The sequence below is a fragment of the Paraburkholderia ribeironis genome, from assembly GCF_900019265.1.
Classification (GTDB): Bacteria; Pseudomonadota; Gammaproteobacteria; order Burkholderiales; family Burkholderiaceae; genus Paraburkholderia; species Paraburkholderia ribeironis.
The window spans coordinates 98,790-122,064 of sequence record NZ_CYGX02000004.1 but is presented as its reverse complement, the minus strand read 5'-3'; the positions used below and the strand labels follow the sequence as shown (position 1 = coordinate 122,064).

Genomic DNA, 23,275 nt, shown 5'->3' with positions numbered 1-23,275 from the left:
TGGCCCGCGCGACCCGGTCTCAATCGCGGGCGAGCTTGCGGCGCGGACGGCCGATGCCGGCGTAATCCGGCAACGCATCCACGGTTTTGCCGATCGCCTTAGCGTAGAGCGGCAGCATGTCCGGCAGGCGCTTGATGATATCCTCGCGACGCGCTGACGGGTATGGATGCACGTAGATGAAGCCGCGGTCGCGATCGTCGCGCGTGGCCTGCGCGAGCTTGTCCCAGATCGTGACCGCTGCGCGCGGATCGAAGCCGGCGCGCGACGCGATATCGCTGCCGATCACGTCGGCTTCGGTTTCGTCGGTGTCCTCGTACTTCATGTCCAGCAGGCGCGAGCCGATGCCGAGCGGCGCCGCGCCGAGATCGGCGAGCCCGAACAGCTGCGGAATCGTTCCGGACGAATTGAGCTGGCTCGCATGCAACTGGCCGAGCCGCATGCGCGCATGTTCGCGCAGCGCGTGCGCGATCTCGTGTCCGAGCACCATGCCGAGCTCGTTGTCGTTCGGGCGCACGCGGTCGAGTAGTCCGCCATACACGACGATCTTGCCGCCCGGCAGGCAGTACGCGCGGATATCGGGCGAGCGCACTACGGCGACCTCCCACTTCCAGTTTTTGGCCCGTTCGTTCCATTTCAGCGAGTACGGGATCATCCGGTCGACGATCGAGCGCACTCGTGTGACGTGCGCGTCGGTGTCGGCATATAGGCGTTTTGCGTGCTCGGCGCCGTACGCAATCTGGCCGAACTCCTCGGCGGCTTGCGCCTCGAGCACCGGCGATGGGATCAGGTTGCGGAACACCATGTAGCCGCCGTAGCGCAACTGGGTGTTCGGCGTGTACGACAACGGGGACGATTGCGTCGGCGAGGTCGGCGCGGCGGCGGCCGGCGCATTGCCGGCGCTGGGCGCACTGGTGGTGTTGGTGCTTGCAGCGCTGTTCGCGCCCGGTGCCGCCGACGTCGCATTCTCGGTGCTGGCCGCGACCGTCGCGGACCTGGCGGTCGGCGCGGGCGCGATCGCTGGTGCAGGCGCGTTGACCGGTGCGGCCTGCGCTGCGCTGACACCCGGCGCAGAGGGGCCGGCCGCATAGGCGCTCGACGGCATCACCAACGTGAGGCCGCTCGCGCAGCCGATCACCCATGCTGCGTGCAGCACCATGCGGCTTGCCTTGAGCGATGGCGCCCGGGTCGTACAGAGGCGCAGCGCGCGCATCGGCAGCCGCGCCGTCATGACCGGGTTCTCCACGGCGAGATACGCAGCAGAAGCAGCATGCCGGGCAATGCCAGCGCGGTACAGACGATGAAGTAGTCGAACCACCCGATCCGCGCGACCACAAAGCCGCTCGCCGCCGAAGCCAATGTGCGCGGCACCGAAGCGAGGCTCGTGAAGAGCGCGAACTGCGTGGCCGTGTAGCGCGGGTCGGTGGTGCTCGCAATGTAGGCGGTGAAGGCGGCCAGCGTCAGACCGGTGGTGAAGGTTTCGAAGCCGTAAACAAGCGCCAGCGCGACCGAGCGCGGCTCGAGTTGCACGGCCCAATCGATGTCCACCAGAGCGAGCAGTCGTGTGAGGCCGTCGCTCAGCGCGACGGCGATGTCGTAAATCGCCGCGAGCCCGGGCGAAGCCGGGCCGAGATGCGCGAGCCACGCAAAGCCGAGCGTCGAGACCATCTGCAGGAAGCCGAAGATCCACAAGCCCCGGCCGATGCCGATCTTCATCAACCACAGCCCGCCGATGATCCCGCCCGCGAGACTCGCGCCGAATGCGGTGGTCTTCGCGATCACGCCGATCTGCGTGCGCGAAAAACCGATGTCGAGAAAGAACGACGTGGACAGCGTAGTCGCCATCGTGTCGCCGAGCTTGTACAGAAAGATGAAACCGAGCACGAACAGCGCACCACGCCAGCCGTCGCGCTGAATGAATTCCCTGAACGGCTCCACGATCGCTTCGCGCAGATTTTTCGGCGGCTTACCCTGCACTTCGGGCTCGCGCACCACCAGCGTCATGATCATGCCCGGCAGCATGAACGCGGCCGTCGTGATGAAAACGGTGGTCCACGGCAAATGATCGGACAGAATCAACGCGAGCGAGCCGGGCACCAGCGCCGCGATCTTGTAGGCGTTCACATGCACCGCGTTGCCGAGGCCCTGCTGCGTATCGCTGAGCAGCTCGCGCCGGTACGCGTCGATCGCAATGTCCTGGCTGGCGCCGAAAAACGCGACCAGCGCCGTCAACGCCGCCACGGTCCAGATCGCATCGCGCGGCGACACGAACCCTAAAACCGCGATCGCGCCGGCCACCAGAATCTGCGTGATGAGCATCCAGCCGCGCCGTCTGCCCGGACGCCAGCCCGGCAGACGCGGCACGTAGCGGTCCATCAGCGGTGCCCAGACGAATTTCCACGTGTACGGAAACTGGATCAGCGCGAACAGGCCGATTTCCTTCAGATTGACGCCTTCGGAGCGTAGCCATGCCTGCACCAGATAGACGAGCGTGAACAGCGGCAATCCCGACGTAAAGCCGAGAAAGACGCAGATCAGCATGCGCGTATTCAGGAACGCGCGCCAGCCGGGATGTTCTTCGTGAGCGGTAAGTGCAGGCGCCTCGTGCGGCGGGTTCGACATGTGAATAACAGGGGGTTAGCTTTTCTTGACGCGATAGACCGCAAGACTACCACGCCAGTTCACACCCCATCGCACCACCTGTCCGTCGTGCAGCACGACGCGGTCGAGAATTTCGATGCCGACTTCCGGCGCGAGCGCCTCAAAATCCCTGATCGTCAGCACCCGCACGTTCGGCGTGTTATGCCACTGATACGGCAGCGACTTCGATACCGGCATACGGCCCTGCAGCACCGACAGCCGGTGCGCCCAGTAGCCGAAGTTCGGAAACGACACGATGCATTCCTTGCCGACCCGCACCGTCTCGCGCAGGATCGCCGCGGTCTGGTGAATGGTTTGCAGCGTTTGCGACAGAATCGCGAAATCGAAGCTGCCGTCTTCGAACAGGCGCAGCCCGTCTTCCAGATTCTGCTGGATCACGTTGATGCCGTGTTGCGTCGCCGCCAGCACGCCCGCGTCGTTGATTTCGATGCCGTAGCCCTGCACCTCGAGTTCCTCGGTGAGCAGCGACAGCAGCGAGCCGTCGCCGCAACCCAGATCCAGCACCGTGGCGCGCGGTTCGACCCAGCGGGCGATCGCGCGGAAGTCCGGGCGCAATGCCAGGTAATCGAGTGCTCGCTGGTTCATGCGTTCACCTCGTTAGCAATACGTTCGTAGTAGGCACGCAGCAGGTTGTGATAGCGCGCATCGTCGAGCAGGAAGGCGTCGTGGCCATGCGGCGCGTCGATCTCCGCGTAGGTGACCGTGCGCTTGTGGTCGAGCAGCGCCTTGACGAGTTCGCGCGAGCGGGCCGGCGCGAAACGCCAGTCGGTCGAGAAACTGGCGATCAGGTATTTCGCCGTGGTGTGGGCGACCGCCGCGGTCAGATCGCCGTCGAAGGCCTTGGCCGGATCGAAGTAGTCGAGCGCGCGGGTGATCAGCAGGTACGTGTTCGCGTCGAAGTAATCGGCGAATTTGTCGCCCTGGTAGCGCAGATACGATTCCACTTCGAACTCGACGTCGAAGTTGAAGTTGTACGCGTCCACTGCGCCTTCCGCGCGACGCAGCGAGCGGCCGAATTTCTCGGCCATGTCGTCGTCCGACAGATACGTGATGTGGCCGATCATCCGCGCGACGCGCAAGCCGCGCTTCGGCTTCACGCCGTGCGCGTAGTAGTTGCCGCCGTGGAAGTCCGGGTCCGAGAGGATCGCCGAGCGTGCGACCTCGTTGAACGCGATGTTTTGCGCCGACAGCTTGGGCGTGGACGCGACCACGATGCAATGCGCGACGCGCTCCGGATACATCATGCTCCACGCGAGCGCCTGCATGCCGCCGAGGCTGCCGCCCATCACCGCGGCGAAGCGCGTGATGCCGAATTGATCGGCGACGCGCGCCTGGGCGTTGACCCAGTCCTCCACCGTCACGACGGGAAACGTTGCGCCATACGGCACGCCGGTGGCCGGATCGATGCTCATCGGCCCGGTCGAGCCGAAGCACGACCCCAGGTTGTTCACGCCGATCACGAAGAACCGGTCGGTGTCGAGCGGCTTGCCTGGGCCGACCATGTTGTCCCACCAGCCGATGTCCTTGGGATTGTCGGCGTACACGCCGGCCACGTGGTGCGACGCGTTGAGCGCGTGGCAGACCAGCACCGCATTGCTGCGCGCGGCATTGAGCGTGCCGTAGGTCTCGACCATGAGGTCGTAGCCGGCCAGCGAGCTGCCATTCTGCAACTGCAGCGGCTCGGTGAAATGCATTTTTTGGGGAGCGACGATGCCGATCGATTCCATTCATTCCGCCATTAAGAAAACCGGGCGGCTAGACGGCGTCGGCAAAGCACGGGGAAGAGACTGTGTGCGCGGCTGACGACCTCTTTAGCCGCATTTATAGTGAACCGCGGGAGCATTCCCACTGGTTCGCGCGCCCGCAATCGAGTCAGCAAATCGGCGCGTGACAGGTGTTCAAGGTATTCAGGTTGGTTCCGAAGTGCGGTCCGATGCATCGAGGGACCACAGTCAGGCGCAAAGTATAGCGGAAAATTTCGTGCGGCAGCGGCGCGGGCGCGCCCATCACGCGTCGCGGGTCCGCGTGGACCCGCGTGGACCCGCATGGACTACTGAAGAATCAGCAGCAGTTGTGCGTCGGCGTGTTCGACGGGCGGACGGGCGAAACCGCTGCGTACATAGCGGTGCCAGCGGCCGATGATGTAGCTCACGAGCAGGCTCGCACGGATCGCGGGATCGTAGCCGGCCGGCAGCGGCACGGCGGCGTGTGCGTTGTCGCTGGTGCTGTCGCCCGCACTGGCGTTCGTCTCCATTTGCGCCAGCCGCAAACACTGCTTCAGCGACGCCTCCACGCGCTCCAGCATCTGGTTGACGCGCTCGGTCAGCCGTTCATGTTCACCGACCAGCGCCTCGCAGGTCAGAACGCGCGTCATGCCAGGGTTCCTTGCGGGGAAGTTGAGCAGCATCAACGCGATCGCTCGGGCTTGCAGCACGCCGTTGCTTTCCTTGTCGACGATCTGGTTGATCAGGCCAAAGAGCGTCTGCTCGATGAACTCGATGAGCCCTTCGAACATTTGCGCTTTGCTGGCGAAATGGCGATACAGCGCAGCCTCCGATACGCCGAGCCGGGCGGCGAGCGCAGCCGTGGTGATCTTTTCGCTCTTCGGCGCCTCCAGCATCGCGGCGAGCGTCTGCAGGATGTGCACGCGGCGCTCGCCCGGCTTCAGGCGTTGCGCACGCGGCGCGGCCTGCGCCGTGGGGGTATGTTCGGCTACGGCTTCGTCAGGCTTGTCGATCGGCTGCATGGCTGTCGTCCCGGCTGCTGGCGCTTCAGTCGAACCGGGCGGCTGCCCGGTCATAGCGATTTTAACGAACGAATGCTCCGGTCGACATAGTGTGGCCGGCCGGTCCCCGGCAGGCGCGTCTCGTTGCCGTCCGCGTTCGGCCTGCGCGGCAGATGACCGGTGATCCATACCGTGCGGATACCGAGGCGCCGGTAGTTCTTCAGATGCGAGCGCGTGTCTTCGACGAGGATCACGTCCTTCAGCGATACGTGAGCGCTGCGCATGGTCTTGCGCAACATCGCATGGTCGGGCTTGGCACGCCAGCGCTGCCGATCGCGCATGTGCTCGATCGTGATGACGCGCTCGAACTGACGCTCGATGCGCAGTTCGGCGAGCACCGCGCGAGCATAGGCTTCAGGCGCGTTGGTCAGCACGATCTTGCGGCCCGGTAGCGCTGCGACGAGACGCGCGACGCCGCGTTCGTGGCGGATCATCTCGCCGAGGTCGGGGAACGTGTGCACGACTTTCAGGAAGTCGTTCGGATCGAGCGGATGGTGGCGCGTGAGGCCGAGCAGCGCTGCGCCGTAGCGCTGCGTGTAGCCGATGCGCAGACGGTTGGCTTCGGCGCGTTCCACCTGCAGTGCGTCGATGATGTACTGCGTCATCGCCTGATTGATCGCCGGGAAAATCGCGTGCGAGGCGTGGTGCAGCGTGTTGTCGAGGTCGAACAGCCAGACGGGTTTGCCGCCTGCGATATGCGGACGACGGCGCCGGGAAGTGGAGGTGCGCATGGTGGTGGAGAGCGCCTTCAGGCGAGGATGGTGGCTTCACACTGCGAACGCGGACGGTGCGGGGAAGGTGCGCAGTGGCGGTGGCGACGCAAGAGAAAGTGCGGGGAAGAGCGGGGAAGAGGGGGAAAACGGCACGCCGTGGCGGCGCGTAATGGGCCGCCGAGCGAGCCGCGCCTGCTGCGTGGCCTGGCGGCCTGACCGCGCGGCACACATGGCGTGTCGTTGCGACGCGCCGTGTGTGCCGGGTGTGTGCCGGGCACGACGCAGGAATCAATGCGAACGGATCATCGTGCCGAACGGCTGTTCGGTGAGAATCTCCAGCAGTACCGAGTGCTCGATGCGGCCGTCGATGATGTGCACCGAGCGCACGCCGCTCTTGGCCGCATCCAGCGCCGATGAGATTTTCGGCAGCATGCCGCCGGAGATGGTGCCGTCGGCGAACAGGCCGTCGATTTCGCGCGCCGACAGATCGGTCAGCAGGTTGCCTTCCTTATCCATCACGCCGGGGATGTTGGTCATCATCACGAGCTTTTCGGCGTTCAGCACGACCGCCAGCTTGCCTGCGACCAGGTCCGCGTTGATGTTGTACGACAAGCCGTCTTCGCCGAAGCCGATCGGCGAGATCACCGGAATAAATGCGTCGTCCTGCAGCGCCTTGACCACCGCCGGGTTGATCGCCTCGACTTCGCCCACCTGGCCGATATCGACGTACTGGCCCGGATTGTCGCGGTCCGGCATCAGCATCTTGCGCGCATGGATCAGGGCGCCGTCCTTGCCGGTCAGGCCGACCGCGTGTCCGCCGAAGTGGTTGATCAGCGTGACGATGTCCTGCTGCACTTCGCCGCCGAGCACCCATTCGACGACTTCCATCGTCTCTTCGTCGGTGACGCGCATGCCCTGGATGAACGTGCCCTGTTTGCCGATCTTCTTCAGCGCCTGGTCGATTTGCGGACCGCCGCCGTGCACGATGACCGGATTGATGCCGACCAGTTTCAGCAGGATCACGTCGCGGGCGAAGCCTTGCTTCAGGCGCTCTTCGGTCATGGCGTTGCCGCCGTATTTGATGACCACGGTCTTGCCGTGATACTGGCGAATGTAGGGCAGCGCCTCGGCCAGGATTTCAGCCTTCAGGGTGGGCGCGATCTGCGAAAGGTCGGGAAGCTCGGACATGGCGGCGGGCTCAGGCAGGAACAGTTAAAACACGGCGAATTGTACAGGACTGGCGCGCTGCAACAGGGTTTTCGACAGCGGCGCAGGCGGTCGGCGGCGCAGGTTTTGCGCGCCGCGCCATCGCAGGCTGCGGGCGCGGATCGACGGGTGAGGACGGGTGAGATTAGCGCACTCGCGTGACGTTTGTGAATTGGCCGAATGGACGACTCACGCCGGCGCGCGAGTCGTGGCATCATTTCCCGATAGATGCCTCGGCGAGAACTTCTGGCACGTCATGAAATCGTCCGCCTCCCGCTCTGAACGCAGCGCGCGCTGCCCGCGCTGCGGTAGCGCGTTCGACTGCGGCATGCGTACGCAGCCGTGCGATTGCTGGTGCCGTGCGATGCCGTCGTTACCCGCTGACAGGCTCGATCCGGCCCGCGCTTGTTTGTGTCCGGAATGTCTGGCCGCGGAGATCGCGCGAGCCGCTCACGCGTTGCCCGGCGCTGATTCAACCTGAACCGCAAGCCACACACTCCACAGCTCGCAGCAGGGCATGAGCGAAACGCCCGTCAGCTACGCGGTGCGATGTTGCGCCACCAGTGCCCGCAGGTCGCGAGCGACCGCTTGCAGAGCCGGATCCCATTGGCCGAATTGCGGCTGCCGGTAGAGCGTCGCGCTCGGATACCACGGACTGTCGCTGCGTTCGAGCAGCCATACCCAGTGCGGATTGACGTCGAGCAGCACCCAGGTGCGCTGGCCGAGCGCGCCGCCCAGATGCGCCACTGACGTGCAAACCGTGATGACCAGATCGAGCGCGCTGACGAACGCGGCGGTGTCGTCGAAGGTCGCGAATTTGGCCGTGTAGTCGGCCATCGGCAAGCCGGCCGCTCGCGCTGCCGCCACGTCGGCGTCAGCGCCCGGTTGCAGCGAATAAAACGCCACGTCCTGCATGCCGCCGAAATGCGCGGCATAGCGTTCCCAGCCGACTCGCCGGAATGGATTGCGCTGATGGCCATGGCTGCCGGTCCAGGCCAGCCCCACTTTGAGCCGTGCCTCGTTCGCAAGCCGCGTGCGCCAGGACTCGCGCGCTGCCGCGGCCGCGAACAAATAGGGCGTGGTGGCCGGGATCATCTGCACGCGCGTGTCGAATAGTAAAGGCAGGGTGAGCAGCGGAATCTCATAGTCGAACGGCGGTAGCGATTCGACACCGCCGCCAGCGGAGTAGCCGTCTACATTGCGGCCAAGGCTGCGCGCGAGCAGCGCGCCCATTTGCGGGAAGGAATTCCAGATCAGACGGCCGCCTTCGCGATGAACGTGCGTCGCCAGCATCGGAATGTAGCGGCTGAACTGCAACAGGTCGCCCATACCCTGTTCGCCCCACACCAGCAGCGTTTTACCGGCGAGCGGTTGACCGTGCCAGGTTGGCGCCGGCATCGACGGACGTTTGCCGCCCAGTTCCAGCGAGCCGTCCCAGCGCGCTTCGTGCGACAACCAGCCGTGTTCGTAATCGCCTAGCATCAGTTGCAGCATGCCGAGATTGGAGCGCATGGTGGCGTTGTGCGGAGCCAGCGTGCAGGCCGTTGTCGCGGCTTGCTCCGCTTCGGTCCAGCGTTGCGCTTCACGTAGCGCCAGCGCATAGTTGTTGTGCGCCAGCGGGCTGAGCGGCGCGCATTGCACGGCGTGCGCACCGGCCTCGAGCGCACGCGGCAGATCCAGATTCGCGCGGCACGCGTCGGCGAGATTGATCCAGGCGTCTGCGTCGCCGGGTTCATCGCGGACCGCACTTTCCAGTAGCGCTAGCCGCTCGCGCAAATCGCCGCCCACGAAAGCCAGTGCACCGGCGAGATTATTGCGCAGCTTCGGCAGCGTCGGATCGATGGCGAGCGCGCGTCGATATGGGGCGATTGCTTCGCGATGCCGATTGGCCATCTGCAACGCATAGCCGACGCGAAAGTGCGACAGAGCGCGGTGCGGATCAAGTTGGGCAATAATGGCGGCAAGTTCAATCGCCTCGTCATGGCGACTTTGTTTGAGCAACGACGTGATCAGCGATCCGAGCGACGCGTCGTCGAGTGAATGCTGTTGCGCCGCGGCGGCCAGGCATCTGGCTTCTGTTGCCGCGGCACCGCTTGTTCGGGCAGCGGCAGCCTCGCGCAAAAAAGTCAGGAAAGCTGAAAAGTTGTTGGCTTCGCGATGGGAGGTGGGCAGCATGGGACAGTTGCGCGGCGCAAGAACCAATCAAGATAAACCGGCCCACGCGACGCTGTCGCAAAGAAGTCATGATACCGGAGGCAAGGCGGCGAAGTCAGTCGGATCCTTCCGAACAGGTAGACTAGCGTGATGCATCGCATAACCAACACCGGCCGGGTCAATCTCGAGCATCTGTTCTGGCTGCGCAGCCTCGCGATCATCGGTCAGCTGGTGACGATCGCGTTCGTGCAGATCTTCATCGGCGTGCACTTGCCGTTGCCTGCGATGTTGCTGGTGATCGCCCTCGAAGTGCTTTTCAACGCGCTCACCTGGTGGCGCGTTTCGCAGCAACGACCCGAATCCAACATGGAGCTGTTCGGCCAGATCTGGGTCGATCTCGGCGCGTTGTCCGCACTGCTGTTTCTGTCCGGCGGCACCACCAATCCGTTCGTTTCGCTCTACCTGCCATCGCTGGCCATCGCCGCCGCCGTGTTGCCATGGCATCTGATGGCGTGGCTCGCGGCATTCGCCGTGACCTGCTACGCGATGCTCGGTTTCGATTCGGTACCGCTCAATCTCGATAATCCGGCCAACCTGTTCGACTACTATCGCGCGGGCATGTGGGTCAACTTCATGGTCAGCGTCGGGCTGATTGCATGGTTCGTCGCGCGGATGTCGCGAGCACTGCGGCTACGTGACGCAGCGCTCGGAGAAGCGCAGCAGCGCTTGCTTCACGACGAACGCGCGGTCGCGCTTGGCGTGCAGGCTGCCACCGTGGCTCACGAAATCGGCACACCCCTGTCTACAATCGCGATGCTGTCGGAAGAATTACGCGACGCCGCACGCAGCGATCAGGGGCTCGCGCCGTACAGCGCCGATCTCGAATTACTCGAGCAGCAGATGGCGTTGTGCACGTCGGCGCTGGCCCGCTTGCGCAGCCGCGCGTCGACCACCACCAATCGGCAACCGGTTGCCGATTGGCTCGGGTCGTTTGCCGAGCAGTGGCGCTTGCGCCATCCGCATGTGAAGTTTGAGCGGATCGGTGTGCCGCCCGCGGATGTCAGCCTCGACGATACGGTGGCCGTCAGCCAGATCCTCACGATTCTGCTCGACAACGCCGCGCGTGCGAGTCGCGATCACGTGACGCTGTCGTGTTCGCTCGCGTCGCGCGGCGGCCAGATCGTGTTCGAAGTGTGCGATGCTGGCCTGGGTATCCCGGCCGCATTGCGCGGCTCGCTCGGCGCGATGCCGGTGGACAGCACGCAGGGCGGACACGGCGTGGGCCTCTATCTGGCTTTTTCGGCGGCGGCGCGTCTGGGGGGATCGATCGAACTGACCGACGTCAGTGCGATCAAGCCGCGCGGCACGCGTGCGGTGCTGAAACTTCCGCCGGCCGAGCGCAAACTTTCCGGCGCGGGCCGTCAAGGCGCCGCGCCAATCAACACGGAGAAACAGGCATGAGCGAAAAGAATTTTCTGGTGATCGACGACGATGAGGTGTTCTCCGGCATTCTCGCTCGCGGTCTGACGAGGCGCGGCTACACGGTGAGCGAAGCGCACAACGCGGACGAGGCGATCAAGCTGGCGAACCAGCAGAAGTTCAGCCAGATCACGGTCGATCTGCATCTCGGCAACGACTCCGGCCTCACGCTCGTGGCGCCCTTGCGCGATCTGCAGCCCGATGCGCGCATGCTGGTGCTGACGGGTTATGCAAGCATCGCAACCGCGGTGCAGGCCGTGAAAGACGGCGCGGATAACTACCTTGCGAAGCCCGCTAACGTCGAGACGATTCTGTCGGCGTTGCAAAGCGAAGCGAGCGCGCTGCAAGCCGAAGAGGCGATCGAGCATCCGACGCCTCTGTCGGTTGCGCGGCTCGAGTGGGAGCACATTCAACGCGTGCTCGCGGAGCACGGCGGCAATATTTCGGCCACAGCGCGGGCGTTGAACATGCATCGTCGGACGCTGCAGCGCAAGCTCGCCAAGCGGCCGGTCAAACAGTAAGCGCGATGCCGTGCCGCCATGTGGGCGGCCCAAAAGGAAACGGGCTGCCTTATTGAGGGCAGCCCGTTTTTTTACGCTTCACATTTGATCTGTATCAGGCAATATGAATTGCCCGGGACGAAATCCGTATCGACATTACAGCACGTAGCGCGACAGGTCTTCGTCTTCCGCCACTTCATTCAGCGCGCGATCGACATACGCCGCGTCGATCTGCACCGTACTGCCCGAGTGATTGCCGGCCGAGAACGAGACTTCTTCGAGCAGCTTTTCGATCACCGTGTACAGACGGCGCGCGCCGATGTTCTCGGTCTTCTCGTTTACCGCATAAGCGATCTCGGCGAGGCGGCGAATGCCTTCGTCGGCGAATTCGAGATGCACGTCTTCAGTAGCGAGGAGTGCCTGGTATTGCTTGACGAGGCTCGCGTCGGTGGACACCAGAATCGATTCGAAGTCCTTGACCGACAACGAGTCGAGTTCGACGCGAATCGGAAAGCGGCCTTGCAACTCGGGAATCAGATCGCTCGGTTTGGCCAGGTGAAATGCGCCGCTCGCGATGAACAGAACATGGTCGGTCTTCACCATGCCGTACTTGGTGTTGATCGTGGTGCCTTCGACGAGCGGCAGCAGATCGCGCTGCACACCCTGGCGAGACACTTCGCCGCCGCCGGCTTCATTGCGCGACGTGATCTTGTCGATCTCATCGAGAAACACGATGCCGTTCTGCTCGACGTTCTGCACCGCCTTGGCTTTCACCTCCTCGTCGTTCAGCATCTTGCCGGCTTCTTCGTCGGTGAGCACCTTCAGCGCCTCCTTCACCTTCATCTTGCGGCGCGTTTTCTTGCCGCCGCCGATGTTGGCGAACATCGAACGGATCTGCTCGGTCATGTCTTCCATGCCCGGCGGGCCCATGATGTCCATGCCTACTTGCGGCTGTTCGACATCGAGCTCGATTTCCTTGTCGTCGAGCAGCCCCTCACGCAGACGCTTGCGGAACGTCTGGCGCGTGCTGCCGCCTTCGTCGGCGGTGTCCGCGGCGCTCGAGCTCGAACCGAATCCGACCGGGCGCGCCTTCGGCAGCAGGATGTCGAGGATGCGGTCTTCAGCCTGATCGCCGGCCTTGGTCCGCACTTTGCGCATTTCCGTTTCGCGCGTCTGCTTGACCGAGATTTCCATCAGATCGCGCACGATGCTGTCGACGTCGCGGCCCACGTAGCCGACTTCGGTGAACTTGGTGGCTTCGATCTTGATGAACGGCGCGTCGGCGAGCTTCGCCAGACGCCGCGCGATTTCCGTCTTGCCGACGCCGGTCGGTCCGATCATCAGAATGTTCTTCGGCGTGATTTCCTGGCGCAGCGGTTCTTCGACCTGCTGACGACGCCAACGATTGCGCAGCGCGACGGCGACGGCTTTTTTCGCGCGGCCTTGGCCGATGATGTGTTTGTCGAGTTCGGAGACGATCTCGGCAGGGGTCATGGTGCTCATCGTGTGTCCTTACTCGATCGTCTCAATGACGCGGTTGTGGTTCGTGTAGATGCACATATCGCCGGCGATCTCCAGCGACTTCTCGACGATCTCGCGGGGCGACAGCTCGGTGTTGTCGGCGAGCGCTTTCGCGGCGGCTTGCGCATAGGCGCCGCCTGAACCGATCGCGCAGATGCCGCCTTCGGGATCAAGCACATCGCCGTTGCCGGTAATCACGAGCGTGCTGGTGGCGTCCGCGGCGATCAGCATGGCTTCAAGGCGGCGCAGCATGCGGTCGGTGCGCCAGTCTTTCGCGAGTTCGACGGCAGCGCGTGTGAGATTGCCCTGATGTTTTTCCAGCTTCGCTTCGAAGCGGTCGAGCAGCGAGAAGGCGTCGGCCGTGCCGCCGGCGAAGCCGACCAGCACCTTGTTGTTGTAGATGCGCCGGACCTTCTTCGCGCCGCCTTTCATGACGATGTTGCCCAGCGTCACCTGGCCGTCGCCGCCGAGTGCGACCTTGTCGCCGCGGCGCACGGAGACGATCGTCGTGCCGTGAAATTGCTCCATATGCGTTCCTCTTTGCAAAACGGGTAGGACGCGACAGCGCGATGCGCTATCGCATGAATCCTGAAAACGGACGGCGCGCGACGCCGAAGCTCAACGGGTCGGCGCGCGCTCGTGCAGCGCATGTCCGATTTATTTTAGGGCGTGCGCGGTCATATCAAGAGCTGCCAGACGGCATAAAACAAAAAACCGGGGATTTGGTGCGGGCGCGGAAATGGTGCGGGGGCGGCGTGCTGGAAGGAGGGAAGGCTGTCCGCGCGCAAATGGAAGGAACGGGCCGATAGGCTCGGAGCGGCCTCGAACGTGCCGTACATCGATCGGGTGAAGTCGTCTGCGCGATGACGCGCATGCAGCGCCGCACAAAAGAAAAAAGCGCACGGCTTACCGTGCGCCTCACGACGAAGCAGCGTTTCAGGGCGCGGCGCCGAAGCCGCGCCGCCGACGTTCAGTCGCCGAACAGCTTCTGGCGCAGTTCACGGCGTTCCTGTGCTTCGAGCGACAGGGTTGCCGTGGGCCGCGCGAGCAGACGCGGAATGCCGATCGGCTCACCGGTTTCCTCACACCAGCCGTAGTCGCCCGAATCGATGCGCGCGAGCGATTGCTGCACCTTCTTCAGCAGCTTGCGTTCGCGGTCGCGCGTGCGCAGTTCGAGCGCATGCTCTTCCTCGATCGTTGCACGGTCGGCCGGGTCCGGTACGATCACGGTTTCGCGCAGGTTCTCGGTCGTCTGGCCAGCATTGCGGAGAATTTCCGCTTGCAGCTGTTCGAGCCTGTTCTTGAAGAAGGCGAGCTGATCCTCATTCATGTAATCCTTGTCGCTCATCTTCAGGATTTCGGCTTCGGTCAAGAGTCGTTTCGTCGTCATCTGGCTTACTTCTTCAATGTGAGGCAAAACTCTTACAGAGTGCCCGCACTCTCGTATAGACCGCAAAAAGCGCCTCGAGGACGCGCAACGCAGGGCGGGCATGGACGGTGGGCTGTCGTGACGCCGGGGCCGCTACGCCAATGCGGGGCCGAACTCCTCTGGAAACCGATTCTCAAATGCTCCTGAGGCATCGCTTGCCGGCAGCATACCTTTACAGGCTGTGCCAGCCGGCATTGTCGGCGTGTTGCCCGGACAAGGTTTTCCGGCGCCGCTTCAGACCCGGCGCGGGACACGCGCTGACCGGGCAATTCGTTGTCATTCTCCAGTGGGCACGTATTGTAACTGAATCACAATCCGGCACCGCAACTGGTGAAAATCTGCCTGCGGCGCACTGATATCCCGAAAATATAACGCGCGCACGATCAAAAAGCGATGGTCGTGCACGCATTAATACAGCAGGGTTTTCACGCGCTTTTCATACAGAGGACTTGCGGCTACTTTGCGCTCGCCGCACCGCGTATTCAGCAGATGATTAACGCGGTGCGGGTCTTGCACGATGCGCAGCAGGCGCGGTAGCGCGGGCGTGCGCCGCGCCGTTGATGCGCACCGCGCTCAATTCGCGCACGCAGTTCGCACGCGCACTCAGGCGAGGCAGGCGTCGAGGCCGTCGGTGATCAGGTCTTGCGGCAGTTCGATGCCGATGAACACCATCTTGTTGGTCTTCTTCTCGACCGGCTGCCATTTCGCGGCCAGATCGCTGCCCATCATCTGATGCACCCCCTGGAACACGACCTTGCGATCGACGCCCTTCATATACAGCACGCCTTTGTATCGCAGCAGGCGCTCGCCGTAGATCTGCAAAATGCCGCCGAGGAAATCCTCGAGCTTGTTCGGATCGAACGGACGGTCGTTGCGATACACGAACGACTTGATCTTGTCGTCGTGATGCGCATGGCGATGATGCGCGTGATCGTGCCCTTCGTGGTCGCAATGGCCATGGTCGTGATCGCAGTTCGCGTGATCGTGCGTGTGGCCATGCTCGTCATGTGCGTGAGCGTGGTGGTGCGCGTGTTCGTCTTCGGCGAGGAACTCCGGATCGATCTCGAGCTTCGAATTCAGGTTGAAGCCACGCAGATCGAAAATTTCCTTGATGTCTGCTTCGCCGAAATTGACGACCCTGATCGCCGCCTTCGGGTTCATGTGCAGCAGACGGTGGCGCAGATCGGCCAGCTGCTCGTCGTCGACCAGATCGGCCTTGGTGATGAACAGACGGTCGGCGAAGCCGACTTGACGCTGCACCACTTCGTGCTCGTCGAGCTGTTGGTCCGCGTGCTTCGCGTCGACCAGCGTGATGATCGCGTCGAGCAGGAACTCGCTGGCGATCTGGTCATCCATGAAGAAAGTTTGCGCAACCGGGCCCGGATTCGCGAGACCGGTGGTTTCGATCACGACGCGGTCGAAGTCCAGTTCGCCCGCTTGCTTCTTCTGCGCCAGATCGCCGAGCACACGCGAAAGATCGCCACGGATCGTGCAGCAGATGCAGCCGTTGCTCATCTGGATGATCTGTTCGGTGGTGTCCTGCACGAGAATCTCGTTATCGATGTTCTCTTCCCCGAACTCGTTCTCGATAACGGCGATCTTCATGCCGTGTTTTTCATTCAGGATGCGCTTGAGCAGGGTGGTTTTGCCGCTGCCGAGAAAGCCGGTCAGGATGGTGACTGGGATCATGGAGGTCGCCTGTATTGTCGTGAAACGGTGCGTAATCGAAAGCGTAGGCGGGGCGCTGCAGCCGGATGGCGCGCGGCCCGCTCTAGCCGGTTATTGAAACATATCTGTCAACGCCGCGCTGGCAGCGGCGGTTTGGGCCCGCTTGCGCGTTGCGTTGCCCATTCGCCGCCCCCCGCGCGAAACAACCCCGAAATGGGGATGATCAGGCGATTTGCAACAGCAGCCCCTTCAGGTATTCGCCTTCCGGAAACGCCGTGAGCAGCGGGTGATCGACGCCCGCGCCCAGTCGCTTGAGAATCCGGACGTCCACGCGCGCATCGGCGGCCGCGCTGGCGACGATCTTCTGGAACAGTTCGGAGTCGATCGCGCCCGAGCACGAGTAGGTGAACAGCAGACCGCCCGGCCGCAGCAGCTTCAGGCCGGTCAGGTTGATGTCCTTGTAGGCGCGCGACGCGCGGTCCACGTGCTCGCGCGACGGCGCGAACTTCGGCGGATCGAGCACGATCAGATCGAAGCGCTCGCCGTCGTCGTACAGGCGGCGCAGCGTCCTGAAGGCGTCGGCGTCGAGCCAGCTGGCGCGTTCAGCGTCGAAGCCGTTGGCCGCCACGTTCTGCTGGGCGAGCGCGAGCGCTTCTCCGGACGAATCGATCGACACCACGCGCCGCGCGCCACCCTTCAATGCCGCCAGCGAGAAGCCGCCGGTGTAGCAGAAGCAGTTCAGCACGTCGCGATCCTGCGCGAGCTGCTGCACCAGCAGGCGGTTGTCGCGCTGGTCGACGTAAAAGCCGGTCTTGTGGCCATTGCGCACGTCGACGTGGTAACGCACGCCGTTTTCGCTCGTGATCAACACGTCCGATGGCGGTTCGCCCGCCAGCACGCCGGTCATCTGTTCGAGCCCTTCCTTCTGACGAATCGATACGTCCGAACGTTCATAGACGTTCGGACAACCAGTGGCGCCGATCAGCGCCGCGACAATCGCGTCCTTCCACGCTTCGACGCCGGCCGCCATGAACTGGCAGACGATCTGGCTGCGCTGGTCTGCGTCGTCGGCGACATAGTGATCGACGATCAGGCCAGGCAGGCCGTCCGCTTCGCCGAAAATCAGCCGCACCGCGCCGGTGTCGCGCACCATCGTCCGGCGATGCGCGAGCGCGCGCTGCACGCGGCGCTTGAAAAACGCGTGATCGATCGGCTCGGTTTCGTCGAAGCTCCACACTCGCACGCGGATCTGCGAGTGCGGGCTGTAGGCGGCACGCGCCAGAAAGCGGCCGTCGTGCGCGCGCACCAGCACGGTCGCGCCGGCTGCGGGATGGCCATCGACGCGATCGATCGCGTTGGCATAGACCCACGGATGGCGGCGCAGCAGCGATTTTTCTTTCGACGGTTTGAGCGTAACGGTATTCATCAGGGTGTCAGCAGAGCATTGGGCCGCGTGGCGAGACGCCCGCGGCAAGTGAAGCGAAAGCGGCGACTACGGGTCGCAACAGGCGACGTCAGCCGCGTTTTTTGGCGCGCGGATGCGCCTGGTCGTAGACGCGGGCGAGATGCTGAAAGTCCAGCGCGGTGTAAACCTGCGTGGCGGTGATGCTGGCGTGCCCGAGCAGTTCCTGCACGGCGCGCAGATCGCCGCTCGACTGCAGCACGTGCGTGGCGAACGAATGCCGTAACACGTGCGGATGCACGTTGGCGGGAATGCCGGCGACCAGCGCCGCGCGCTTCACGCGCTCACGCACGACGTTGGGCGACAGCCGATTGCCGCGCACGGACAGAAACAGCGGATGCGGATCGTGCCTGACCATCTGGTCGCGCACCGCGAGCCACGCATTCAACGCGTCCAGCGCCTTGCTGCCGACCGGTACGACGCGGCGCCGGTTGCCCTTGCCGAGCACTTCGACCTCGGCGGAGTCCAGCCTGAGCCAGCCGGCGGAGCGGTAGCCGTCGGCATCGATGAAACGGACGTCGAGGCCGACCAGTTCCGCGAGGCGCAGGCCGGAAGAGTAAAACAGTTCGAGCATCGCGTGGTCGCGCAAACCTTCGGTCGATGCAGCGGGCGGACTGTCCATCAGACGAGCGGCGTCGTCGACGGAGAGGGCTTTGGGCAGCGTTTTGGCCTGCTTCGGCGCGCGCACCGTGGCGACCGGATTGGCCGGCAAGTCGACGCGGCCGCCGAGCCAGCGATAAAACGCGCGCCATGCCGATAGCCGGTGGCTGATGGAGCGCGCGGTCAGGCCGCCCGCATGGGCGCGCGCCACGGCGCCGCGGATGTCGACGGCAGTGAGGCTTTCAAGCGGCCGGCCTTTGGCCAGCAGTCGCAGTTCGTCGAGTTCGTGGGTGTAGCCGCGCAGCGTATGCGCCGACAGCCGCCGCTCATGTTCGAGATTCGACAGGTAGGCGGCGATCGGGTCGGCGGTGGTCACGGTGGTGGCGCGCGAATCGCGAAATCAGCGCGGCAGCAGACGGCTCAGCGCCGCGCTGGCCAGCGCGCCGATCTGCGTCAGGAAATCGGTGGCCATGCCCTCGTGGAAGCGGCGTGCGTCGGCCGAGCCCATCACCAGCAGACCGAAGGTGGGCGCTTCTTCGTTGCCCTCGGGGTCGCGCAGCGCCAGCAGCGCGATCGATTCGGTGACGTGGGCCGCGTCGGACGTCGCGTTGCCGGACGCGCTCTCGTCGGTCACGGCGCTGACGGCCGGCGCCAGCCACTGCGCGGCTTCGAAGCCGGTATTCGCGCCGCAGTACGGCGTGGTGAGGCTGCCTGCGAAAATGCGCACTTCCTCGCCGACATGGCGCGCGAAGTCGGCCTGTGCGTAAGGCTCGGCCACATCCCACACGCGCAGCGCGGCTTGCGGCACGTCGAAAACATCGCGCAAACCATTGGCGATGGTGCGCGGCAACGCGTACGGATCGCGCTCGGCCATCACGCGGATGGTCCAGCGATTGAATTTCGACGCAATGCTGTCGTTCTCGTGACCGTAGCGCAGCAGTTCGGCGAGCCGCCGTTCCAGATGCTTGTTCTTGTCGCGCAACATGTCCATCTGCCGTTCCTGCAGCGACACTGCGGCTTTGCCGTGCGGGTTCGCGAGCCGGATGGTCGCGAGCATTTCCGCGTGTTCGGCGAAGAATTCGGGGTTGGCGAGCAGATATTCGGCGACTTCGCGATCGTTCATGGTTTCGGCTAAGGGACTACGGGACGCCGCCCTTGGGGCGGCGCGTCGGTCAATGAGTTCAAGCGGCGGGTGAACTGGCCAGTGAGTCGGCCAGCGAATCGGCTAACGAGTCGGCCAATTCAATCTCGCCTTCGAAGACGGTCGCGGCGGGCCCAGCCATCAGCAGCGGCTCGCCTTGCTGGGTGCTGTCCCACGAGATGGTCAGGTCGCCGCCGTGCGTGTGCACCCGCACCGGCGCATCCAGCAGCCCGCGCCGGATGCCCGCCGCGACCGCCGCACACGCGCCCGTGCCGCACGCCAGCGTTTCGCCGGCGCCACGTTCGTAGACACGCAGCTTGATCTCGCTACGGCCGACGATCTGCATGAAGCCCGCATTCACCCGCTGCGGGAAACGCGCGTGCCGCTCGATCACCGCGCCTTCGACCCGCACCGGGAAGGCTTCGACGTCGTCGACCACCTGCACGGCGTGCGGATTGCCCATCGACACCGCCGAGATCCAGCGCGTCGTGCCATTCACGTCGAGCGGCCAGAGCGTGTCCGCGCCTTCGCGGCGACCTTCGAGACCTTTGGTGGCGAACGGCAGGCGTTCCGGCTCGAACACCGGCGCGCCCATGTCGACCAGCACTTCGCCGTTGTCCTGCATGGTCAGCGTGATGGTGCCCTTCTGCACCTGCACGCGCACGCTGCGCTGATCGGTCAGGCCGCGATCGCGCACGAACTTGACGAAGCAGCGCGCGCCATTGCCGCAATGCTCGACCTCGCCGCCGTCGCAATTGAAGATGCGGTATCTGAATTCCACGCCGTCCACGGTGGGTTTCTCGACCAGCAGCAACTGGTCGGCGCCGATGCCGAAATGCCGGTCCGCGAGCGCGCGCACTTGAGCGGGCGTCAGGTTGAGCGCTTGGGTGTAGCCGTCGAGTACGACGAAGTCGTTGCCCGCGCCGTGCATCTTGGTGAATTTCAGTTTCACAGAATCTTTCTTCGCCTTGTGTAGCAAGCGTTTTGTCAAATCGAAATCAGTAATTCGAACCTCTAGCTACCCATCTGGCTACCAATCAAGATAGCAGTGGACGATTTTACAGGGTAACGTCGGCGAAGCCCACGAATGACCTTGAGGCCTTGGATATGCGCCTTACGGCGGATCATATGCCTGGCTGGATCGTTTTGCGCGTTGTGTTGCGGCGCTGCGTCTTCTAAACTCGCGCTCCAAATGGACAATGTTCAAGACGGGACTTGGAAAGCGTGATTCCTGTAATGCAGCCGGCCGTCATCGACGTGACCGAGTGGCCGGAAGATCCCGAACACCCACACTACCCGGAAGGAGCACGGGAGAAGTCTGCGTTGTTTCCGCCGGAAGTGGTGCCACATGAGTTTTTGAAACCCGGCCGTCGTTACTTATTCAAGCTGTCAGATCCACGATATCCGGAGCAATTTTGGGCGGAGACAATAGCCTACATTGTAGGGTGCCTGATCGACGTGGAAGTGCCGCCGGCGTACATAGCAGTTCACCGCGATCGAAATGTCTGTGGAGCTCTGATTGAATGGTTCTTTGTCGACGGTGAACAGTCGTTCATAGCCGGAGGAAATAGGCTTCAACGACTCATGCCGGAATATGATCGCAAAAAAGGGACCCAACACAGTTTCCAATTGGTCCAGCGGGTTTGTCTTCGCGCAGCGCGCGACGGTCTGGAGGGAGATTGGCTGCTGTATTGGGGTCAAGCATTTCTCTTCGATGCCCTAATCGGCAATACAGACAGGCATCAGGATAATTGGGGTTTTTTATCGTCGACTGGAGCAGGTGGGGTCCGGGAGCGATTGTCGCCACTGTTTGACAATGGCACGAGCCTAGGCATGGAAAGGCACCTAGAGCATGTCGGAGGTTGGGACGATAACAAATGCACCGCTTACCTCAATAGAGGTTGCCACCATATGAAGTTGCTCAATGACAACAAGGCAAGGAGTCAGCATTTCGAGATGGTGAAGTACGTAGTCGAGGCGCACCCAGCGCTGAAGCCACCTCTGGCGGAAACGCTCTCCAAGTTCTCGCTGGAAGAGTTTGAACAGAGGCTTGCCGAACTGTGTAAACTAGATTTGCCCGTTAGATTTCGGGAAGCTCGACTCTCGTTTACCCTCAGGCTAGTTACTCTTCGATACAGGCGACTATGCGCGATCTTGTCATGAGGCAAATTGAGCACGTGGCTGAGCCGTCGAGGCTTTGGCTATCCTGGCAGCCGCCAGAATTGGGGGCCGAAAAGCGCCGCCGGCGAGTTGTGGCGGAGATTATCCTCGAACATGGCGAGGCAGTTTTTCGTTACCTGAACCAATCTCACGACTACCAACTTGCGAAGGCGGAAGGTTTCCAAGGGTACCCCGCGTTCAATCGAGCAGAGGACGAACACCGCAAGGGCGTCCTAGAGGCGTTCGTGCGGCGTTTGCCTTCCCGCAAGCGTCGAGATTTCACCGAATATTTGGAGAAGTACCGTCTGTCAGAAGCGTTTGATGGTTCGGACTTTGCTCTGCTCGGATACACAGGGGCGAAGTTGCCAGGCGACGGCTTTGAGCTATGTCCAGACTTTTCGAACGCGCCGTTGCCGCTGGAAACGGTAATGGAGGTGGCTGGTTTTTGGCGGCAAGGAGTGCCAGCGACCGATTTGGAACTTGGTGATGCTGTCCAATTCGAACCAGAGCCCTCGAACGAAGCGGACTCTCACGCCGTAGCGGTGTTACATCGCGATCGGCGCATTGGCTATGTGCCGGTCCCCATGTTGCCGGCGGTGCATCGATGGCTTGAGCGAGGCCATGTTGAGGCGTATATCGATCGGCTGAATGGCAAGCCGGAGCGCCCGCTGGTGTATTTGTTCGTGGCCGTTACGCCGAGCGGTTCATAGCCGGCAGCTGACCGAGCCTCACGAACACACGCTGGCAGTCGAGAACCACGTGCACAGCGCTGTCATCGCGCCCACGGCGGTTAGAAAGCCCGTGATAAGAATCGCCCCCGTCAGATCGGACCATGACGGCCGGAGTTTCCGTGGCAGTAAAGCGCGCAAACCGATTACCCCCAAGGTGGCGAGGACGAACGCAACGAGAACATTCGGCACCCGCTATCTCCCGGCAGCCCACGCCAGCGCCGTGATCGTGAAAGCGTGCCGGCGCATCAGGAGAGCAAGCGGAGACAGGGCGACAACCGCTCGCGCGATGCGCACCGAGGCGAGAAGTAGCAGAACGAAAGCGAAAATGATTACGCTCAACATGCTAGACCCCGCTTTTTGCTGACAGGACGATGGCGAACGCCGCAACCGTGCCGGTGATCGGAAGGTTGAGCGGATTCGAGGGAACGGCATAGACGACGAGCAGAGCGAGTGGCGCCGCGTAGAGCGCCAGTGCACGAGTTGCAGCCGACTCGCGCAGTATCTTGAGCGTGAAGGCGACGAGCAGCGCCATGGCGCACAGTTTCAGAGCGAGGCATGCAGTGGACATCACTCAGCCTCCCTGAATCCCGGCAGCGGCTCCGGTTTGTAAAGTGGCTCGTCGTAAATGCCAGCCTTTCGCAGCGCCCAGATGAGCGGCACCGCCGCGCCGAGCGCAATCGCCCACGTCGGGCTTAGCGCCCACATGCTAACCGTCACCACGCCGCCGGCCAGGATGGCTCGCAGGCCATGCTTGCTTGCAAGAACAAACGCTACCGGTTTTAGCTCTCTGGAGACGAGCCAGAGCACCCAGAGTGCCACCGGGGACGCCAGCACACAGAGCGCGAGCACAGCCCATGAGCGTGCTGTGTCGTGGGCGATATAGCCCGCCAGACTGCCGACGGTCACCCCCGGCAGGACGGCAAGCGCTGTCATGAAAAGAAGACCTGAGACGCCAATCACGATGGCACCAGCGACGCAAAGCAATCCTCGCATGGCGCCACCTGGGTCGACGCAAAGCAGCACGACCATCGCGACGATGAAAACGGAATTTACGGTCAGCATGTCGGT

The 23,275-nt window shown here is 63.2% G+C and carries 23 protein-coding genes; 5 read left to right on the top strand and 18 right to left on the bottom strand.

Annotated elements, in window-relative coordinates; genetic code table 11:
- Positions 1–19 precede the first annotated feature (19 nt).
- The 7 genes from BN2475_RS01295 to argB all read right to left on the bottom strand — a co-directional run bounded on the left by BN2475_RS01295 (position 20) and on the right by argB (position 7,344).
- A complete protein-coding gene (locus BN2475_RS01295) occupies positions 20–1,228 on the bottom strand; it encodes a M48 family metallopeptidase (RefSeq protein WP_425435442.1) in 1,209 nt (402 codons plus the stop codon).
- Positions 1,225–2,619 carry an AmpG family muropeptide MFS transporter gene (locus BN2475_RS01290; RefSeq protein WP_094777773.1) on the bottom strand — a complete coding sequence of 465 codons (1,395 nt, stop codon included), beginning with the start codon at positions 2,617–2,619 and terminating at the stop codon, positions 1,225–1,227. The genes BN2475_RS01295 and BN2475_RS01290 overlap by 4 nt, the downstream gene beginning before the upstream one ends.
- Before the next feature lie 15 nt (positions 2,620–2,634).
- Positions 2,635–3,243 carry a methionine biosynthesis protein MetW gene (gene metW, locus BN2475_RS01285; protein WP_094777772.1) on the bottom strand — a complete coding sequence of 203 codons (609 nt, stop codon included), beginning with the start codon at positions 3,241–3,243 and terminating at the stop codon, positions 2,635–2,637.
- Positions 3,240–4,385 carry a homoserine O-succinyltransferase MetX gene (gene metX / locus BN2475_RS01280; protein ID WP_094777771.1) on the bottom strand — a complete coding sequence of 382 codons (1,146 nt, stop codon included), beginning with the start codon at positions 4,383–4,385 and terminating at the stop codon, positions 3,240–3,242. The genes metW and metX overlap by 4 nt, the downstream gene beginning before the upstream one ends.
- Positions 4,386–4,708: 323 nt before the next feature.
- Complete coding sequence (gene slmA / locus BN2475_RS01275) at positions 4,709–5,404, bottom strand: nucleoid occlusion factor SlmA (RefSeq protein ID WP_094777796.1); 696 nt, start codon at positions 5,402–5,404, stop codon at positions 4,709–4,711.
- Between the two features lie 50 nt (positions 5,405–5,454).
- Positions 5,455–6,174, bottom strand: a complete 720-nt coding sequence (locus BN2475_RS01270; protein ID WP_094777770.1) for a pyrimidine 5'-nucleotidase — start codon at positions 6,172–6,174, stop codon at positions 5,455–5,457.
- Between the two features lie 270 nt (positions 6,175–6,444).
- Positions 6,445–7,344 carry an acetylglutamate kinase gene (gene argB / locus BN2475_RS01265; RefSeq protein WP_094777769.1) on the bottom strand — a complete coding sequence of 300 codons (900 nt, stop codon included), beginning with the start codon at positions 7,342–7,344 and terminating at the stop codon, positions 6,445–6,447.
- A 274-nt stretch (positions 7,345–7,618) separates the two neighbouring features.
- On the opposite strand from argB, the gene BN2475_RS01255 reads away from it, so the two are divergent.
- On the top strand, positions 7,619–7,843 hold the full coding sequence (locus BN2475_RS01255; protein ID WP_094777768.1) for a cysteine-rich CWC family protein: 225 nt from the start codon (positions 7,619–7,621) through the stop codon (positions 7,841–7,843).
- A 56-nt stretch (positions 7,844–7,899) separates the two neighbouring features.
- Here the strand turns inward: BN2475_RS01255 and BN2475_RS01250 are convergent, their stop codons facing one another.
- Complete coding sequence (locus tag BN2475_RS01250; RefSeq protein WP_094777767.1) at positions 7,900–9,537, bottom strand: tetratricopeptide repeat protein; 1,638 nt, start codon at positions 9,535–9,537, stop codon at positions 7,900–7,902.
- A 129-nt stretch (positions 9,538–9,666) separates the two neighbouring features.
- Between BN2475_RS01250 and BN2475_RS01245 the strand changes: the two genes are divergently transcribed.
- Positions 9,667–10,977, top strand: coding sequence for an ATP-binding protein (locus BN2475_RS01245; protein WP_094777766.1), 1,311 nt, complete (start codon positions 9,667–9,669; stop codon positions 10,975–10,977).
- On the top strand, positions 10,974–11,516 hold the full coding sequence (locus tag BN2475_RS01240; protein ID WP_094777765.1) for a response regulator transcription factor: 543 nt from the start codon (positions 10,974–10,976) through the stop codon (positions 11,514–11,516). Before BN2475_RS01245 ends, BN2475_RS01240 begins: the two co-directional genes overlap by 4 nt.
- Before the next feature lie 135 nt (positions 11,517–11,651).
- On the opposite strand, the gene hslU is transcribed toward BN2475_RS01240, so the two are convergent.
- From hslU to dapF, 8 genes are all read right to left on the bottom strand, one after another.
- Positions 11,652–12,998, bottom strand: a complete 1,347-nt coding sequence (gene hslU / locus BN2475_RS01235; protein ID WP_094777764.1) for an ATP-dependent protease ATPase subunit HslU — start codon at positions 12,996–12,998, stop codon at positions 11,652–11,654.
- A gap of 9 nt (positions 12,999–13,007) precedes the next feature.
- Positions 13,008–13,544, bottom strand: coding sequence for an ATP-dependent protease subunit HslV (hslV, locus tag BN2475_RS01230; RefSeq protein WP_094777763.1), 537 nt, complete (start codon positions 13,542–13,544; stop codon positions 13,008–13,010).
- A gap of 442 nt (positions 13,545–13,986) precedes the next feature.
- The gene (dksA, locus tag BN2475_RS01225; RefSeq protein WP_028203189.1) at positions 13,987–14,406 is read right to left on the bottom strand and encodes an RNA polymerase-binding protein DksA; all 420 of its coding nucleotides are present in this window, start codon (positions 14,404–14,406) and stop codon (positions 13,987–13,989) included.
- Positions 14,407–15,048: 642 nt separating this feature from the next.
- Complete coding sequence (locus BN2475_RS01220) at positions 15,049–16,134, bottom strand: CobW family GTP-binding protein (RefSeq protein ID WP_094777762.1); 1,086 nt, start codon at positions 16,132–16,134, stop codon at positions 15,049–15,051.
- A 202-nt stretch (positions 16,135–16,336) separates the two neighbouring features.
- On the bottom strand, positions 16,337–17,539 hold the full coding sequence (locus BN2475_RS01215; protein ID WP_094777761.1) for a class I SAM-dependent rRNA methyltransferase: 1,203 nt from the start codon (positions 17,537–17,539) through the stop codon (positions 16,337–16,339).
- 88 nt (positions 17,540–17,627) lie between these two features.
- Positions 17,628–18,551, bottom strand: a complete 924-nt coding sequence (gene xerC / locus BN2475_RS01210; protein WP_094777760.1) for a tyrosine recombinase XerC — start codon at positions 18,549–18,551, stop codon at positions 17,628–17,630.
- 24 nt (positions 18,552–18,575) lie between these two features.
- Positions 18,576–19,298, bottom strand: coding sequence for a DUF484 family protein (locus tag BN2475_RS01205; RefSeq protein ID WP_094777759.1), 723 nt, complete (start codon positions 19,296–19,298; stop codon positions 18,576–18,578).
- A gap of 58 nt (positions 19,299–19,356) precedes the next feature.
- A complete protein-coding gene (gene dapF / locus BN2475_RS01200) occupies positions 19,357–20,268 on the bottom strand; it encodes a diaminopimelate epimerase (RefSeq protein WP_094777795.1) in 912 nt (303 codons plus the stop codon).
- Positions 20,269–20,540: 272 nt separating this feature from the next.
- On the opposite strand from dapF, the gene BN2475_RS01195 reads away from it, so the two are divergent.
- Together BN2475_RS01195 and BN2475_RS01190 are read left to right on the top strand one after the other, a co-directional pair.
- On the top strand, positions 20,541–21,479 hold the full coding sequence (locus BN2475_RS01195) for a HipA domain-containing protein (protein ID WP_245841118.1): 939 nt from the start codon (positions 20,541–20,543) through the stop codon (positions 21,477–21,479).
- Positions 21,461–22,186: an HIRAN domain-containing protein gene (locus tag BN2475_RS01190; RefSeq protein ID WP_143325710.1), complete on the top strand. Its 726-nt coding sequence runs from the start codon at positions 21,461–21,463 to the stop codon at positions 22,184–22,186. Before BN2475_RS01195 ends, BN2475_RS01190 begins: the two co-directional genes overlap by 19 nt.
- A gap of 364 nt (positions 22,187–22,550) precedes the next feature.
- Here the strand turns inward: BN2475_RS01190 and BN2475_RS01185 are convergent, their stop codons facing one another.
- Complete coding sequence (locus tag BN2475_RS01185; protein ID WP_094777756.1) at positions 22,551–22,775, bottom strand: hypothetical protein; 225 nt, start codon at positions 22,773–22,775, stop codon at positions 22,551–22,553.
- Positions 22,775–23,269 carry a hypothetical protein gene (locus BN2475_RS01180; RefSeq protein ID WP_094777755.1) on the bottom strand — a complete coding sequence of 165 codons (495 nt, stop codon included), beginning with the start codon at positions 23,267–23,269 and terminating at the stop codon, positions 22,775–22,777. The genes BN2475_RS01185 and BN2475_RS01180 overlap by 1 nt, the downstream gene beginning before the upstream one ends.
- Positions 23,270–23,275 lie beyond the last annotated feature (6 nt).